Source organism: Serratia sp. 121840015-1 (assembly GCF_053627655.1).
In genome coordinates, this window is sequence record NZ_JBSEYF010000008.1 from 108,806 (window position 1) to 123,361 (window position 14,556).

The 14,556-nt window shown below is 57.7% G+C and carries 14 protein-coding genes and 1 rRNA gene; 7 read left to right on the forward strand and 8 right to left on the reverse strand.

Annotated elements, in window-relative coordinates:
• Positions 1–170: 170 nt before the first annotated feature.
• The 3 genes from glnL to ACUXAC_RS24720 all read left to right on the forward strand — a co-directional run bounded on the left by glnL (position 171) and on the right by ACUXAC_RS24720 (position 2,876).
• The gene (glnL, locus tag ACUXAC_RS24710) at positions 171–1,220 is read left to right on the forward strand and encodes a nitrogen regulation protein NR(II) (protein ID WP_004931246.1); all 1,050 of its coding nucleotides are present in this window, start codon (positions 171–173) and stop codon (positions 1,218–1,220) included.
• 8 nt (positions 1,221–1,228) lie between these two features.
• The gene (gene glnG, locus ACUXAC_RS24715; protein ID WP_015379452.1) at positions 1,229–2,641 is read left to right on the forward strand and encodes a nitrogen regulation protein NR(I); all 1,413 of its coding nucleotides are present in this window, start codon (positions 1,229–1,231) and stop codon (positions 2,639–2,641) included.
• A 112-nt stretch (positions 2,642–2,753) separates the two neighbouring features.
• The gene (locus ACUXAC_RS24720; RefSeq protein ID WP_015379453.1) at positions 2,754–2,876 is read left to right on the forward strand and encodes a YshB family small membrane protein; all 123 of its coding nucleotides are present in this window, start codon (positions 2,754–2,756) and stop codon (positions 2,874–2,876) included.
• Positions 2,877–2,910: 34 nt separating this feature from the next.
• Here the strand turns inward: ACUXAC_RS24720 and hemN are convergent, their stop codons facing one another.
• Positions 2,911–4,284: an oxygen-independent coproporphyrinogen III oxidase gene (gene hemN, locus ACUXAC_RS24725; RefSeq protein WP_087762530.1), complete on the reverse strand. Its 1,374-nt coding sequence runs from the start codon at positions 4,282–4,284 to the stop codon at positions 2,911–2,913.
• 182 nt (positions 4,285–4,466) lie between these two features.
• A complete protein-coding gene (gene yihI, locus ACUXAC_RS24730; protein WP_071890410.1) occupies positions 4,467–5,006 on the reverse strand; it encodes a Der GTPase-activating protein YihI in 540 nt (179 codons plus the stop codon).
• A 734-nt stretch (positions 5,007–5,740) separates the two neighbouring features.
• Here yihI and yihA point away from each other — a divergent pair.
• On the forward strand, positions 5,741–6,385 hold the full coding sequence (gene yihA / locus ACUXAC_RS24735) for a ribosome biogenesis GTP-binding protein YihA/YsxC (RefSeq protein ID WP_019452177.1): 645 nt from the start codon (positions 5,741–5,743) through the stop codon (positions 6,383–6,385).
• A gap of 277 nt (positions 6,386–6,662) precedes the next feature.
• Here the strand turns inward: yihA and ACUXAC_RS24740 are convergent, their stop codons facing one another.
• Both ACUXAC_RS24740 and polA read right to left on the reverse strand, forming a co-directional pair.
• Positions 6,663–6,710 carry a spot 42 RNA, inhibition of DNA synthesis gene (locus tag ACUXAC_RS24740; RefSeq protein ID WP_071892919.1) on the reverse strand — a complete coding sequence of 16 codons (48 nt, stop codon included), beginning with the start codon at positions 6,708–6,710 and terminating at the stop codon, positions 6,663–6,665.
• Between the two features lie 191 nt (positions 6,711–6,901).
• Positions 6,902–9,700: a DNA polymerase I gene (polA, locus tag ACUXAC_RS24745; RefSeq protein WP_070913806.1), complete on the reverse strand. Its 2,799-nt coding sequence runs from the start codon at positions 9,698–9,700 to the stop codon at positions 6,902–6,904.
• 497 nt (positions 9,701–10,197) lie between these two features.
• Between polA and ACUXAC_RS24750 the strand changes: the two genes are divergently transcribed.
• Positions 10,198–11,094, forward strand: a complete 897-nt coding sequence (locus ACUXAC_RS24750; RefSeq protein ID WP_015379457.1) for an acyltransferase — start codon at positions 10,198–10,200, stop codon at positions 11,092–11,094.
• 43 nt (positions 11,095–11,137) lie between these two features.
• Here the strand turns inward: ACUXAC_RS24750 and dsbA are convergent, their stop codons facing one another.
• From dsbA to ACUXAC_RS24765, 3 genes are all read right to left on the reverse strand, one after another.
• Entirely contained in the window at positions 11,138–11,761 is a 624-nt protein-coding gene (dsbA, locus tag ACUXAC_RS24755) for a thiol:disulfide interchange protein DsbA (protein ID WP_004931264.1), read from the reverse strand.
• Between the two features lie 29 nt (positions 11,762–11,790).
• Positions 11,791–12,777 carry a serine/threonine protein kinase gene (locus ACUXAC_RS24760; protein ID WP_159318793.1) on the reverse strand — a complete coding sequence of 329 codons (987 nt, stop codon included), beginning with the start codon at positions 12,775–12,777 and terminating at the stop codon, positions 11,791–11,793.
• A 98-nt stretch (positions 12,778–12,875) separates the two neighbouring features.
• A complete protein-coding gene (locus ACUXAC_RS24765; protein WP_004931268.1) occupies positions 12,876–13,145 on the reverse strand; it encodes a YihD family protein in 270 nt (89 codons plus the stop codon).
• Positions 13,146–13,293: 148 nt separating this feature from the next.
• Here ACUXAC_RS24765 and mobA point away from each other — a divergent pair, with 148 nt between their 5' ends.
• Together mobA and mobB are read left to right on the forward strand one after the other, a co-directional pair.
• Entirely contained in the window at positions 13,294–13,884 is a 591-nt protein-coding gene (mobA, locus tag ACUXAC_RS24770; protein WP_060425409.1) for a molybdenum cofactor guanylyltransferase MobA, read from the forward strand.
• Complete coding sequence (gene mobB / locus ACUXAC_RS24775) at positions 13,881–14,399, forward strand: molybdopterin-guanine dinucleotide biosynthesis protein MobB (protein WP_060425412.1); 519 nt, start codon at positions 13,881–13,883, stop codon at positions 14,397–14,399. Before mobA ends, mobB begins: the two co-directional genes overlap by 4 nt.
• Before the next feature lie 72 nt (positions 14,400–14,471).
• On the opposite strand, the gene rrf is transcribed toward mobB, so the two are convergent.
• A 5S ribosomal RNA gene (rrf, locus tag ACUXAC_RS24780) occupies positions 14,472–14,556 on the reverse strand; the annotation flags it as partial.

The following is a 14,556-nucleotide window of genomic DNA, read 5'->3' on the forward strand; positions in this document are numbered from 1 at the left end:
GGTGGGCGGCGCCCACATTTTTGTTATCGCTTTTTTGTTGCCGTGGAAACTTTCAGCCCATCTTCGGATGGGTTTTTTTCTCCACCGTATTTTCTGCAAAACTATTCCATACCGCGCCGATCCCGGATGGAGTAGGATAGATGCACTAAAAAGGTGCAGGAGTCTGCTGTATGGCAACTGGCAAGCTGCCCGATGCTGGGCAGATCCTCAATTCACTCATCAACAGCATCCTGCTGTTGGATGACTCACTGGCGGTTCACTACGCCAACCCGGCGGCACAGCAGCTGCTGGCGCAAAGCTCCCGCAAGCTGTTCGGCACGCCGCTGCCCGATTTGCTCGGTTATTTTTCGCTGAACGTCTCTTTGATGCGCGAAAGCCTGCGCGCCGGTCAGGGCTTCACCGACAACGAAGTGACCCTGGTAGTCGATGGCCGCGCGCATATCCTTTCCCTGACCGCTCAGGCGCTGCCGGAAGGTTATATCCTCGTCGAGCTGGCGCCGATGGACAATCAGCGCCGCCTGAGCCAGGAACAGCTGCAGCATGCCCAACAGGTGGCGGCTCGCGATCTGGTGCGCGGTTTGGCGCACGAGATTAAGAATCCGCTGGGCGGCCTGCGCGGCGCGGCGCAGCTGCTGGCCAAGGCACTGCCCGATCCGGCGCTGACCGAATACACCAAGGTGATCATTGAGCAGGCCGATCGGCTGCGCAATCTGGTGGATCGCCTGCTCGGCCCACAGCGGCCCGGCCAGCACATTACCCAGAGCATTCATCAGGTCGCGGAGCGCGTCTGCCAGCTGGTGTCGCTGGAAATGCCGGATAACGTCACGCTGGTGCGCGACTACGATCCGAGCCTGCCGGAAATGGCCCACGACCCGGATCAGATTGAACAGGTGCTGCTGAACATCACCCGCAACGCGCTGCAGGCGCTGGGCGAAGCGGGCGGCACCATCACGCTGCGCACCCGCACCGCGTTTCAGATTACGTTGCACGGCACCCGCTACCGCCTGGCGGCGCGCATCGACGTCGAAGACGACGGCCCCGGCGTACCGGCGCAGCTGCAGGACACGCTGTTCTACCCGATGGTCAGCGGCCGTGAAGGCGGTACCGGCCTGGGATTATCCATCGCCCGCAATCTTATCGATCAGCATTGCGGAAAAATTGAATTCAACAGTTGGCCAGGTCATACCGAATTCTCGGTCTACCTGCCCATTCGTCAGTGAGGTTTGCTATGCAACGAGGGATAGTCTGGATCGTCGATGACGATAGCTCCATCCGCTGGGTGCTTGAGCGTGCGCTCACCGGCGCGGGCCTGAGCTGCGCCACCTTCGAAGGCGGCAATGACGTGCTGGAAGCCTTGGCCACGCAAACCCCCGACGTGCTGCTGTCCGATATCCGCATGCCGGGTATAGACGGCCTGGCGCTGCTCAAGCAGATCAAACAGCGCCATCCGATGCTGCCGGTGATCATCATGACCGCGCATTCGGATTTGGACGCCGCCGTCAGCGCCTATCAGCAAGGGGCCTTCGACTACCTGCCGAAGCCGTTCGACATCGACGAAGCGGTGGCGCTGGTCGAGCGCGCCATCAGCCATTATCAGGAGCAGCAGCAGCCGGTGCGCAGCCAGCCGGCCAGCGATCCGGCGGCGGACATCATCGGCGAAGCGCCGGCGATGCAGGACGTGTTTCGCATCATCGGCCGGCTGTCGCGTTCGTCGATCAGCGTGTTGATCAACGGCGAATCCGGCACCGGCAAGGAACTTGTGGCGCATGCGCTGCACCGCCACAGCCCGCGCGCCAAGTCGCCGTTCATCGCCCTGAACATGGCCGCCATCCCCAAGGATCTGATCGAGTCCGAGCTGTTCGGCCACGAGAAAGGCGCCTTCACCGGCGCTAACCAAATCCGTCAGGGCCGCTTTGAACAGGCCGACGGCGGTACACTGTTCCTCGACGAGATCGGCGATATGCCGCTCGACGTGCAAACGCGCCTGCTGCGGGTGCTGGCAGACGGCCAGTTCTACCGGGTCGGCGGCTATGCGCCGGTGAAGGTCGACGTGCGCATCATCGCCGCCACGCACCAGAACCTGGAGCTGCGGGTGCAGGAAGGCAAGTTCCGCGAGGATCTGTTCCACCGCCTGAACGTGATCCGCGTACACCTGCCGCCGCTGCGCGAGCGCCGTGAAGACATCCCGCGGCTGGCGCGCCACTTCCTGCAGATCGCCGCCAAAGAGTTAGGCGTCGAAGCCAAGAACCTACACCCGGAAACCGAAACCGCGCTCACCCGCCTGCCCTGGCCGGGCAACGTGCGCCAGCTGGAGAACACCTGCCGCTGGCTGACGGTGATGGCCGCCGGGCAGGAAGTGCTGATCCAGGATCTGCCGGGTGAACTGTTCGAAACCGCCGCGCCGGAAAGCCCCAGCCACAGTCTGCCGGACAGCTGGGCCACGCTGCTGGCGCAGTGGGCCGATCGCGCGCTGCGTTCCGGTCATCAAAACCTGCTGTCGGAAGCGCAGCCGGAAATGGAGCGCACGCTGCTCACCACCGCCCTGCGCCACACCCAAGGGCACAAACAGGAAGCCGCGCGCCTGCTGGGCTGGGGGCGCAATACCCTGACCCGCAAGCTCAAAGAGCTGGGCATGGAATAGGAGCGGGGTGGATGATGAAAAACACAGTCCGGCGCACAAAAAAACGCCAACCTCAGGCTTTACAGCCGGTGCGGGCGCAGTATGATCGTGTCGCACACTCTGGAGGTTGACGATGCTGGACTCATTCATCGTATTCATTTCTCAGGGCGCGGAGCTGGGCTCCGCTGCCAGCCACACCCCGCAGGCGGCGGTTGCCGCGGTGTTGTGCGCCGCGCTGATTAACTTCTTCAGTTAAAAAAACAGCCGCATCAGCGGCTGTTTTTTCATCCTCAAATCACCCGTGAGAATTGCTGGCTGCGCGCCTGTTGCCGCAGATAGCGGTCAAAACACATGCAGATATTGCGGATCAGCAAGCGCCCGCGCGGCGTGACGCGGATGCCCTGCTCGTCCCGCTCCACCAGCCCATCGCGTTCAAACGGCGCCAGCAGCTGCAGGTCTTCGGCGAAGTAAGCGGTAAAGTCGATGCCGTATTGCCGTTCGAGCGGCTGATACGCCAACCGGAAATTGCAGATCAGGGTTTTGATCAGATCGCGCCGCAGGCAATCGTCGTCCGTCAACGCCAGCCCGCGCCACAGCGCATTACCCTGCGCCTGTACGCTGTCATAGTAATGCTTCAGCTCTTTCTGGTTCTGCGCATAGCTGTCGCCTAGCATGCTGATGGCCGACACGCCCAGCCCCAGCAGATCGCTGTCGCCCTGGGTGGTGTAGCCCTGGAAATTGCGGTGCAGCTTGCCTTCGCGTTGGGCGATTGCCAGCTCGTCGTCCGGGCGCGCAAAGTGATCCATGCCGATGAACTGATAGCCGGCGCCGGTCAAGAAAGCGATGCTCTGCTGCAGGATATCCAGCTTCTGCTGCGCGCCCGGCAGGTCGGCGTCTTTGATTTTGCGCTGGGCGGCGAACAAGTTCGGCATATGCGCGTAGTTGAACACGCTGAGGCGATCGGGATTCAGCTCAGCCACCCGCTGCAGCGTGAAAGCGAAGCTTTCCGGCGTCTGTTTCGGCAGGCCGTAGATCAGATCGATATTGGTCGAGCGGAAGCCCAGCGCTTTGGCCCGCTCAATCAGGGCGAAGATAAAGGCCTCGTCCTGCTCGCGGTTGACCAGCTGCTGCACCTGCTTGTTGAAATCCTGCACCCCCATGCTCAGACGGTTAAAGCCTTCTGCACGTAAATGATCGAGCACATCCAGCTCTATCTCGCGCGGATCGACCTCGATCGACATCTCCGCATCGGGCAGGAAATCAAAGTGTTCGCGCAGCAACGCCACCAGCCGGCTGATTTGCGCTTTATCCAGGTAGGTCGGCGTACCGCCGCCCCAGTGCATCTGGCCGACCTTACGGCCGGCGAACAGCGGCGCACGGCTGGCGATCTCTTGCGCCAAAACGTTCAGGTATTCGTCGGCCTTGTGCGTCTGGCGCGTCACCAGCTTGTTGCAGCCGCAGAAGTAGCACAGCTTATGGCAGAAAGGGATATGCACGTACAGCGACAGCGGCCGCTCAGGGTAGCGCGCAGCGGCGCGTTGAAACGCCGCTTCGTCGTAGCGCTGGTTAAACTCCAGCGCCGTGGGGTATGAGGTATAACGCGGCCCTGAGTAGTTATATTTTTGGATCAGGGCCAAATCCCAGACAATCGTCTGCTCTGACATGCTCACTCCTTCCGATATCTTTTTCTACCGGGCCGGGAGAGGGGCGGTTGTCTGCGCTGTCTGGCCACGGAAGCGCTGCGAAAACGCGCTTTGCGCTTAGACAGCCGCCATAGTTTACCGAATAACCACAGCAGATAACACATCAAGAGTAGGGCTATTGTCGGGATTAGCCACATAGCGCGTTAAAAGGCGTCTTTCGGATTGCCGCCTTTCAGCAGCTTCAGAATATCTTCCTGCTTCTCTTCTTCTTCGTCGTCGTCTTCGCCCAGTTCGATGCCCAGCACGTCCATCAGCACATCGATGCGATCCAGCGTCTTGTCGACATACGCTTGCTCTTCCGCGTTCAGCGTTTCGCCGTCGTCGATGCGATCCAGCAGCGCGTTCAGGCGCTCGTCATTTTCCAGCTTCGCCAGCTCTTCTTCCGGCGACAGGCGCGGTTTCGCTTCGGCCTTTGGTTTCGGCTGCGGTTTGGCCTTCACTTTGGTCTCGTCGACCACCAGCGCAACCGGCACTTTACTGCCGATACGCGGATCTTTGGCTGCCGCCGCCGATTTGTTTTTCTGGCTGCCGGACTCGACCTGGGTGCGCGAACCGGAAGCGAGGCCACGGCGCTTTTTCAGGCGTTTGCGCTCGCGCGCTTCCTGATCGAGCTCCATACGGCTTTTCTTTTTCGTTTTTGACTTCGCCGCGCTGCCGCGAGGTGCTTTTGATGGCTGGTTCATAGCGTGTGCTCTTAGGTATGTAGATTCAGTATAGAATTGCGGCGGAATCTAGCAGAAAGCGGACAAAGAAAAAAGGCGGCAGGTTAAACCTGCCGCCTATTTCGCACCTTCTCGCGAAGGGTATTCCTGTTACGCACTCCTTGCGTACATGCAACATCCCGGTTTTTCCCTCTGCTATAACCGCATTCCCTGCCACTACGTCCTTCATCCTGAAAGAAAAATCGTCCATGGCGCAATCCATTCGCATCCGCTCTTCCCGAGCGCGCTTCCTGCGGGCATCCAAATTGCCGATACTTCACCATCCGATGTGCCTGCCGCCTATTCCGGTGCGAAAGGGTCACTTCCTTTTGCGTTCATCCTGGCACTCATTGCACGCCCTGTGCATTCCCTGAGATTTGTCATCCTTCCCGGATGTTCCCTAATCCTGCGCAACCCTGCGTTAACGACTACTTTACGTTATTGTTGCGAAGGCTCAAGGCACCTGACGCCGATTTGGATGACATTTCCCTACAACGAAAAAACAACATGTTGTTTTTAAAATAAAAACATAAATATCACTTTCGAATAAAGCGACATTACCCGCGATTCGAATGGCAAATGTCTCACAACCTACGCGCGGCATAACTGTCGTTTTATCGCGTCCCGCCGCTTAAAAACCGAGAAACACGCCATTTTTACCGCTGATGCAGTTATAATCGCCAACCAGTTAGCCATCCTCACGGAGACGAAAAATTTTGACCAGCAAGAACTACAACTATCATGTGACCCATTTCGTCACCAGCGCACCCGATATTCGCCATCTGCCGGGGGATGCAGGAATTGAAGTCGCCTTTGCCGGCCGTTCCAACGCCGGGAAATCCAGCGCGCTGAATACCCTGACCAACCAAAAAAGCCTGGCGCGCACCAGTAAGACGCCGGGGCGCACCCAGCTGATCAACCTGTTCGAAGTGGAAGACGGCATCCGCCTGGTCGACCTGCCGGGTTACGGCTACGCCGAAGTGCCGGAAGAGATGAAGCGCAAATGGCAGCGCGCGCTGGGCGAATACCTGCAGATGCGCAACAGCCTGAAAGGCCTGGTGGTGCTGATGGATATCCGCCATCCGCTGAAAGATCTCGACCAGCAGATGATCCAGTGGGCGGTCGACGTCGGCACCCCGGTGCTGGTGCTGCTGACCAAGGCCGACAAACTGGCCTCCGGCGCACGCAAGGCGCAGCTCAATATGGTGCGTGAAGCGGTGCTGCCGTTTATGGGGGATATCCAGGTTGAAGCCTTCTCGTCGCTGAAGAAGATCGGCGTCGACAAGCTGCGCCAGAAGCTGGATACCTGGTTTAACGAGATCCCGCCGGAAGTGCTGCCGGAAGACGAAGCCGGCGAATAAGCCCAGGCTGAACGCCAGAGCCGATGCCTCACCGCATCGGCTTTTTTATGCCCGCAGTTCAGCCACAGGCGGGATTTTTTGTTATCTAATTACAGTTCTGAAATAAAGCCATCATAAAAACTTATCGCCAGGGCAGGCTGATCTCACCAAATCACGGCGTTGAGGGAGCGGAAGCGGGAACGAAAAGCGGTGCGAAGAGATAGGAAAAACGTATGGCTTGCTGCTGTTTTTACAATAAAAAACGCCCCAGTCAATACTGACTGGGGCGGCTAAATATTCAGCCAAATCCGATTACGTGAAGTAAAAGGTCTGAAAGATAGAACATCTTACCTCTGTACCCTACGCCTGTAACTCTACATCATTTTTTCGCAGGGCAAAAGAATTTTTTGTAGTTTACTTACACAATTTGCGGCGCAAGAACGGCGAAGTTGGGGAAACTATCGCCGCATCTTGTAGCTTAATTACGAAAAATGCTTAGGTTCTCGCCAGTTAGCACATCCGGCGATAAACCGGCGATCAGTGCGCCTCATCCCAGTTCATGCCGACGCCCACGTCGACCTTCAACGGCACCGCCAGCGTCATGCTGCCCTCCATCAATTGGCGGATACGTTGGCTGGCTTCTTCGATCACCGACTCGTGCACCTCAAACACCAATTCATCGTGCACCTGCATGATCGCGCGCACCAGCGGCTTCTCCTGCCCTTGCAGCCAGGCGTCGACCTCGATCATCGCACGCTTGATAATATCGGCCGCCGTGCCCTGCATCGGGGCATTGATGGCGGCACGCTCGGCCGCCTTGCGGCGCATGGCATTGCTGGAGCGGACGTCCGGCAGATACAGGCGGCGCCCATCCAGCGTGCTGACATAGCCCTGTTCGGAAGCCTGCTGGCGGGTGCGCTCCATGTAGTCCAGCACGCCCGGGTAACGCTCGAAGTACAGATCCATATAGCGCTGGGCTTCCCCACGCGGGATCCCCAGCTGACGCGCCAGGCCGAAGGCGCTCATGCCGTAAATCAGACCGAAGTTAATCGCCTTGGCGCTGCGGCGCTGTTCGCCGGTCACTTTATCCAACGGCACGCCGAAGACTTCCGACGCCGTGGCGCGGTGAATGTCTTTCCCTTCGGCGAAGGCCTTCAGCAGCCCTTCATCCTGTGACAGATGCGCCATGATGCGCAGCTCGATCTGCGAGTAGTCGGCCGCGACGATGCGGTAACCTTCCGGCGCGATAAAGGCCTGGCGAATGCGTCGCCCTTCGTCGTTGCGCACCGGGATGTTCTGCAGGTTCGGATCGCTCGAGGAGAGACGCCCGGTCGCGGTCACCGCCTGATGATACGAAGTATGCACCCGGCCGCTGACCGGATTGATCATCAGCGGCAGCTTGTCGGTATAGGTGGTCTTCAGCTTCGCCAGGCCGCGGTATTCCAGGATCACCTTCGGCAGCGGGTAGTCCAGCGCCAGCTCGGCCAGCACTTCTTCGTTAGTGGAGGGCGCCCCGCCCGGGGTTTTCTTCAGCACCGGCAGTTTTTGTTTTTCGTACAAGATAGCCTGCAGCTGCTTGGTCGACGCCAGGTTGAACGGCTCTTCCGCCAGCTCATGGGCCTGCGCCTCCAGTTCCGCCAGACGCTTGGCCAGCTCCTGGGAGTGGGCCGACAAAATGGCCGGATCGATCAGCACCCCGGTGCGTTCAATATGCGAGAGCACCGGCAGCAGCGGCATTTCAATCTCGTTGAACACCGTCAGCAGCTCTGCGCTCTGCTTCAGCTGCGGCCACATCGCCAGGTGCAGCTGCAGCGTGACATCCGCGTCTTCGGCAGCGTAAGGCGCCGCCTGCTCCAAGGCGATCTGGTTGAACGTCAGCTGGTTCTTGCCCTTGCCGGCGATTTCTTCGAAGGTGATGGTTTTGTGGCCCAGATAACGATCGGCCAGGCTGTCCATATCATGACGGCCGCCGACGCTGTCCAGCACATAGGACTCCAGCATGGTGTCGTAGGCGATACCGCGCATCTCAATGCCGTAGCGCGCCAGCAGGCTCATATCGAACTTCAGGTTTTGCCCGACCTTCAGCGCTTTATCGTCCTCCAGCAGCGGCTTGAGCGCTTCCAGCACGTAGGCGCGATCCAGCTGTGGCGGGGCATCCAGATAATCGTGCGCCACCGGCAAATAAGCCGCTTCGCCCGGTGCAATCGCGAAGGACAGACCGATCAGGTTGGCGGTCAGGGTATCCAGGCCGTCGGTTTCGGTATCGAAGGCAAACACGTCGGCCTTTTTCAGCCGCGCCAGCCAGTCGGTAAAGGTCGCTTCATCCAGGATAGTGATATACCCCTCCTGGGACAGCTTGGCCTCCGCCAGCGCCTTCGGCGCTTCCGCCGCGGCGGCCGGTTTGGCAGCGCCGGCAGCTTTCGCACCCGCGCCTTTCTTGTTTTCCAGCCATACGCCGGCTTCCACGTCCGCCAGCCAGCGTTTGAACTCGTACTGTTTGAACAGCTGTTGCAGCGTATCGACATCCGGCTCGGACACCGTCAGCTCAGCGCAGGTCAGATCCAACTCGACGTCGGTTTTGATCGTCGCCAGCTTATAGGAGAGATACGCGACCTCTTTATTCTGCTCCAGCTTGGCCGCCATGGTTTTGGCACCGCGGAAGCTCAGCGTGGCGATGCTCTCCAGATTGCCGTACAAAGCATCCAGCCCACCGATGCCCTGCAGCAACGCCTGGGCGGTTTTCTCGCCCACGCCCGGCACGCCGGGAATGTTGTCCGATGAATCGCCCATCAACGCCAGGAAGTCGATGATCAGCTCCGGTGGAATACCGTACTTGTCGCACACTTCCTGCGGGCCGAGGATCGTGTTGTTCATGGTGTTGATCAGGGTGACGTTCGGTGTCACCAGCTGCGCCATGTCTTTGTCGCCGGTGCTGATCAGCACCGCGTGGCCGGCCTTTTCGGCCTCCAGCGCCAGCGTACCGATAACGTCGTCCGCCTCAACGCCGGGCGTCACCAGCAGCGGCAGGCCCATCGCCTTGACCATGCTGTGCAACGGCTCGATCTGCGCTCGCAGATCGTCCGGCATCGGCGGCCGGTGCGACTTGTATTCGGCGAACAGCTCATCGCGGAAAGTCTTCCCTTTGGCATCAAACACCACGGCAACGTGGCTCGGTTGATACTGCAGCAACAGGCTGCGCAGCATATTCAGCACGCCGTACATCGCGCCGGTCGGCTCGCCCGCCGAGTTGGTCAGCGGCGGGAAGGCGTGATAAGCGCGGTAGAGGTAGGAGGAACCGTCAACCAGGATTAGTGGGTTTTCTGCAATCTGGGCCATAGCGTTTCTTTATCGTGATCGGACATAGGGGTAAGCATGCCATAGCTGGCCGCCGGAGACGAACCTTAGCGTGCATTACGGACGAAAATGATGTGATGGTGCGTGAGGATCCGCAAGATCTTACCTGTGGATAACTTTGTGCATAGAAAAGAGACCGAATTATAACGCTCCGATTATCGTTATAACGGCGAATAAAATTCCTATTTAAATCACCGCGTTAAAAGAACGAATTCCGGCGACGCTTTATTACTGGCTTTTATTGGATTTGTGGATATAACTTTCGCCGGATTTTAATCGCACTATTAATCAAATTCGGCGCCTCAATTACCCTAGCACAAGCTGGGAAAGTTGCACGAAAACTCAGCAAATGGTTATCCAATGAGACGAAAAACAGTCATTTTTAGCGGCGCTTTACCCCGGCGATTTCTGTTAAAATATGTTTTTGTTCATGCGCTTCGGCATGCAACGATGTTCTCAACAACCGTCAGCCCATAACCATGCCAAGATTGTTAACGCCTGTTATCTTTATCATTTCCGTCATACTCACGATTCTGGTGACGGTGTTGTGCTCCATCCCCATCACGCTGGCCGGCATCGTGAAACTCCTGGTGCCCATTCCCGCCGTTTGGCGATATATCTCGGCTTTTGCCGATTTCATGATGTGGTGCTGGTGTCAGGGGCTGGCCCTGTTATTGCGCATTAACGGGCAATTGCGTTGGGATATTGAAGGGCTGGAGGGGCTGGATCGAAAAAACTGGTATCTGCTGATCAGCAACCACGAAAGTTGGTCGGACATTGTCGTATTATGCGTGCTGTTCAGAAATCATATTCCAATGAATAAGTACTTCCTCAAGCAACAGTTAGCCTGGGTGCCTTTTGTCGGTCTGGCCTGTTGGGCGCTGGACATGCCATTCATGAAACGTTACTCCCGCGCCTATTTACTCAAGCATCCGGAGAAACGCGGCAAGGATATCGAAACGACGCGCCGTTCCTGCGAAAAATTCCGTCAGCGTCCAACCACCATCGTCAATTTCGTCGAGGGTTCGCGCTTCACGGAAGCCAAGAAAATTAAAAGCAATTCGCCGTATCGCAATTTGCTGGCGCCCAAAGCCGCCGGCATTGCGTTTACGCTCAGCGCACTGGGCAATCAGTTCGACAAAGTGTTGAACGTTACCCTGCTCTATCCGGAAAATAACCAACGGCCCTTTATGGATATGCTGTGTGGGCGGCTGACGCGTATCGTGGTAAGAATAGAAACGCTGCCGATCGATGAAACCCTGCACGGGGACTACTTCAACGACAAACAGTTCAAGCGGCGCTTCCAGCTGTGGCTGAATACGCTGTGGCAGGAAAAAGATCGGTTGCTGGATAAATTGAAGCGGCAATACGGGTAAAAAAAACGCCGGCAATGCCGGCGTTTTTCATGCTGAATCAGGCTTATTTCTGCTGGCTAAGGAATTTAACCACGTCGGCGAACTGCTTCACGTACGCGTCCATCGAGCTGGTGTCCAGGCCATCGTTTTTAACCATGTATTTGCCGTTCACGAATACCGCCGGCACACCGCGCAGCTGCAGATCTTCCGCGGCTTTCTCCTGTTGAACCACCAGAGATTTCACCACGAAGCTGTTCCAGGCCGCGTCATAATCAGCGGCGGTCACGCCCGCTTTCACGAAGACGTTACGGATATCGTCCGGCGTTTGCACGGTCTGGGTTTTCTGTACCGCTTCAAACATCAGCGGGCTTACTTTGTCTTCCACGCCCAGCGCCATCGCAACCGCCCATGCCTGAGTCAGCTGTTTGCCCAACGGCCCCAGGAACTCCACGTGGTACTTGGTCATTTTGGTGCCGGCAGGCAAGGCCTTCTTCACGTTTTCAGACACGTGATAGACCTGCTCGAACTGGTAGCAGTGCGGGCAGTAGAAGGAGAAGAACTCCAGCACCTGCGGCTCGCCGGTCACCGGCTTGTCCAGGGTCACGTACTGAGCGCCATCGCTAAACTGTGCCGCCGAGGCACTGAATGCCATCACCATGCCAACGAGCGCCAACCATATTTTTTTCATAAGACTAAACTCTCCATTGTGTTAAAGCTTCAATACATTGGCGTCAGCTGCAGAGGAGGCTCCTGCAACAGCTTAACCTGTTCGTTGAAGGCCGCAGTCTGAGACAACCAGAAATCAGACTCCGCCATCCACGGAAAACTCTTAGGAAAGGCCGGATCCTGCCAACGGCGGGCGACCCAGGCCAGGTAATACACCATGCGCATCGCCCGCAGCGGCTCGATCAACGCCAACTCGCGCTGATCGAACTCGGCAAATTCACCGTACGCCTCCAGCAAGACGTCCAACTGCATCAGTTGATCGCGGCGTTCGCCGTGCAGCAGCATCCACAAGTCCTGCACCGCAGGGCCATTACGTGCGTCATCAAGATCGACGAACAGCGGGCCGTCGCGCCACAAAATATTGCCCGGATGGCAATCACCGTGCAAACGGCGCGGCTGCCAGTTCAGATGCCAGTGCGGCTTGATCGCCGCGATCAGGTTATCCGTCGCCTGCAGGAACCCCTCACGCTGCGCTGCCGGCAACAGCTCGCAACCGGCCAACACCTGACGCGGGGCGGTGAGATACTCTTCAACCCCCATCGTCGGCCGCTCGGCGAACAAACGCTCACCACCGACCTGATGGATACGCCCCAAGAAACGACCCACCCATTCCAACTGATCCAGGTTGTCTATCTCGTACTGCCGCCCGCCCACGCTGGGGAACAGGGTAAAGAAGAACCCAGCGTGCGTATGCAGCGTAGCGCCTTGCAACGCCAACGGCGCTACCGCCGGGATCTCCGCCTTCGCCAGATCCAGAGCGAACTGGTGCTCCTCACCGATCTGCGCAGCGCTCCAGCGCTCCGGGCGGTAAAACTTCACCACGTAGCGCCGGCGATCTTCGTCCATAAACTGATAGACGCGGTTCTCGTAGCTGTTCAGCGCCGTCAGACCGGAGTCGACGCGCAGGCCAACCCCTTCTAGCGCGTCCATAATCAAGTCGGGCGACAGAGTGTCGAAATTAAAAGCAGAGTTATTCATAACGTTCGTTTGATCGCTGACAGCACGGTGCCGGGAATGAGAAATAGTAGCATTAATGGCGCGTTTCACGAGCTATGCTTTCTCGCACCGCACGAAGGTCAGTCCTTAATAACCCCGCGAGCGCGCAACAGCGCCGTTTTAAAATCTTCTTCGTAATCTTTCTTCAGGCCCGGGATCTGATCCGTGCCGGCGCTGCCGCGCATTTTCAGGTGGTAAATAAGAATATCATCGCTCAGCTCGGACAACTCGCCCTGGAAGCCCGCTTCCTTCGCCAGTTTTTGCAAAAACTGCATCAAATTGAGATCGGGATCTTCCTGCCAGGCCGGGTGCAACAGCTCGATCAACTCGTTTACGCGATGCGTTTTCATCTCAATATCGTCCAATAGCATGAATAAACTCACAAAGTAACAGGCTTACCCACGCAGTGAAAGAACCGGCTTGTCAATAAAGGTAAATCCTGATGTCACGCCGGCTTTAGCGCTACAATCAGCGCATCGACAAGGCGGGATAAACGAGATGCATAAAGAAATCAGCGGCGTAATTTTGGCCGGCGGGCGAGCCACGCGCATGGGCGGTGAGGATAAAGGCCTGGTGTCGATTGGCGGTATCGCACTCTATCAGTATGTTCTGGCCCGGTTACGGCCGCAGGTGGCTTCCGTCGCCATCAGCGCCAACCGCAATCAGGCACGCTACCAGGCGAGCGGTTTGCCGGTGATTGGCGATCTGACGCCCGATTTCGCCGGGCCGTTGGCCGGGATGCTCGCCGGGCTCAAGCAATCTCCCAACGAGTGGGTGGCCTTCGTCCCTTGTGACGTCCCCGACTTTCCCGCCGACTTAGTCGCACAGCTATGGCAGCAAAAAGGCGCAGCGCCAGCGGCCTTTGCCAGCGATGGTGAACGAGATCACCCTACGCTGGCGTTATTGCATACCCAAACAGCGCCGCAGCTGGCTGACTATCTGACGCGGGGTGAACGCAAGCTGATGCTGTTCTTGCATCAGATTAACGCACAACGCGTGGTGTTCAGCGGGCAACAAGCGGCATTTCATAACCTGAATACGCCGGAAGACTGCCGGAATTGGCAGCAAGCACGAGAGCTAAAGAAATGAATCGTTCATTGCCCCCCTTGCTGGCCATCGGTGCCTATAGTGGAACGGGAAAAACCACCCTGCTCAAACAGTTGATCCCGATGCTGAAACAGCGCCAGGTGAGGGTTGGGTTGATAAAGCATACGCATCATGACATGGATGTGGATACGCCGGGCAAAGACAGCTATGAGCTGCGCAAAGCGGGTGCCGACCAAACGCTGGTCGCCAGCGATCGCCGCTGGGCATTAATGACCGAAACGCCGGAACAACAACCTTTGGACCTGCGCTACCTGGCAGAACGTTTTGATGCCGATAAGGTCGATTTGATTCTGGTGGAAGGGTTCAAACATGAGCCGGTCAGCAAGATCCTGCTTTATCGGGCCGAGATCGGCAGACCGTTGGAAGGCATGCTGGATCAGTTTGTCGTGGCGGTAGCCAGCGATCGGCCGCTATCCATCGCGGCTAAGCAATTGGATCTCAATCAACCGGAAAGCATCGCCGATTTTATTGTCGAGTGGTTGAACGGCGCAGCGTAGCTGCGCTTTTTTGCGTTTTACGCATAGCAAAAAGCCCTGAACGTCAGTTCAGGGCTTTCGGCTTTATTTGATGCCTGGCAGTGTCCTACTCTCGCATGGGGAGACCCCACACTACCATCGGCGCTACGGCGTTTCACTTCTGAGTTCGGCATGGGGT

Coding starts and splice junctions, on each gene's coding strand:
- glnL (WP_004931246.1), top strand. CDS start 171: ATGGCAACTGGCAAGCTGCCCGATGCTGGGCAGATCCTCAATTCACTC.
- glnG (WP_015379452.1), top strand. CDS start 1,229: ATGCAACGAGGGATAGTCTGGATCGTCGATGACGATAGCTCCATCCGC.
- ACUXAC_RS24720 (WP_015379453.1), top strand. CDS start 2,754: ATGCTGGACTCATTCATCGTATTCATTTCTCAGGGCGCGGAGCTGGGC.
- hemN (WP_087762530.1), bottom strand. CDS start 4,284: ATGTCAGAGCAGACGATTGTCTGGGATTTGGCCCTGATCCAAAAATAT.
- yihI (WP_071890410.1), bottom strand. CDS start 5,006: ATGAACCAGCCATCAAAAGCACCTCGCGGCAGCGCGGCGAAGTCAAAA.
- polA (WP_070913806.1), bottom strand. CDS start 9,700: ATGGCCCAGATTGCAGAAAACCCACTAATCCTGGTTGACGGTTCCTCC.
- ACUXAC_RS24750 (WP_015379457.1), top strand. CDS start 10,198: ATGCCAAGATTGTTAACGCCTGTTATCTTTATCATTTCCGTCATACTC.
- dsbA (WP_004931264.1), bottom strand. CDS start 11,761: ATGAAAAAAATATGGTTGGCGCTCGTTGGCATGGTGATGGCATTCAGT.
- ACUXAC_RS24760 (WP_159318793.1), bottom strand. CDS start 12,777: ATGAATAACTCTGCTTTTAATTTCGACACTCTGTCGCCCGACTTGATT.
- ACUXAC_RS24765 (WP_004931268.1), bottom strand. CDS start 13,145: ATGAAAACGCATCGCGTAAACGAGTTGATCGAGCTGTTGCACCCGGCC.
- mobA (WP_060425409.1), top strand. CDS start 13,294: ATGCATAAAGAAATCAGCGGCGTAATTTTGGCCGGCGGGCGAGCCACG.
- mobB (WP_060425412.1), top strand. CDS start 13,881: ATGAATCGTTCATTGCCCCCCTTGCTGGCCATCGGTGCCTATAGTGGA.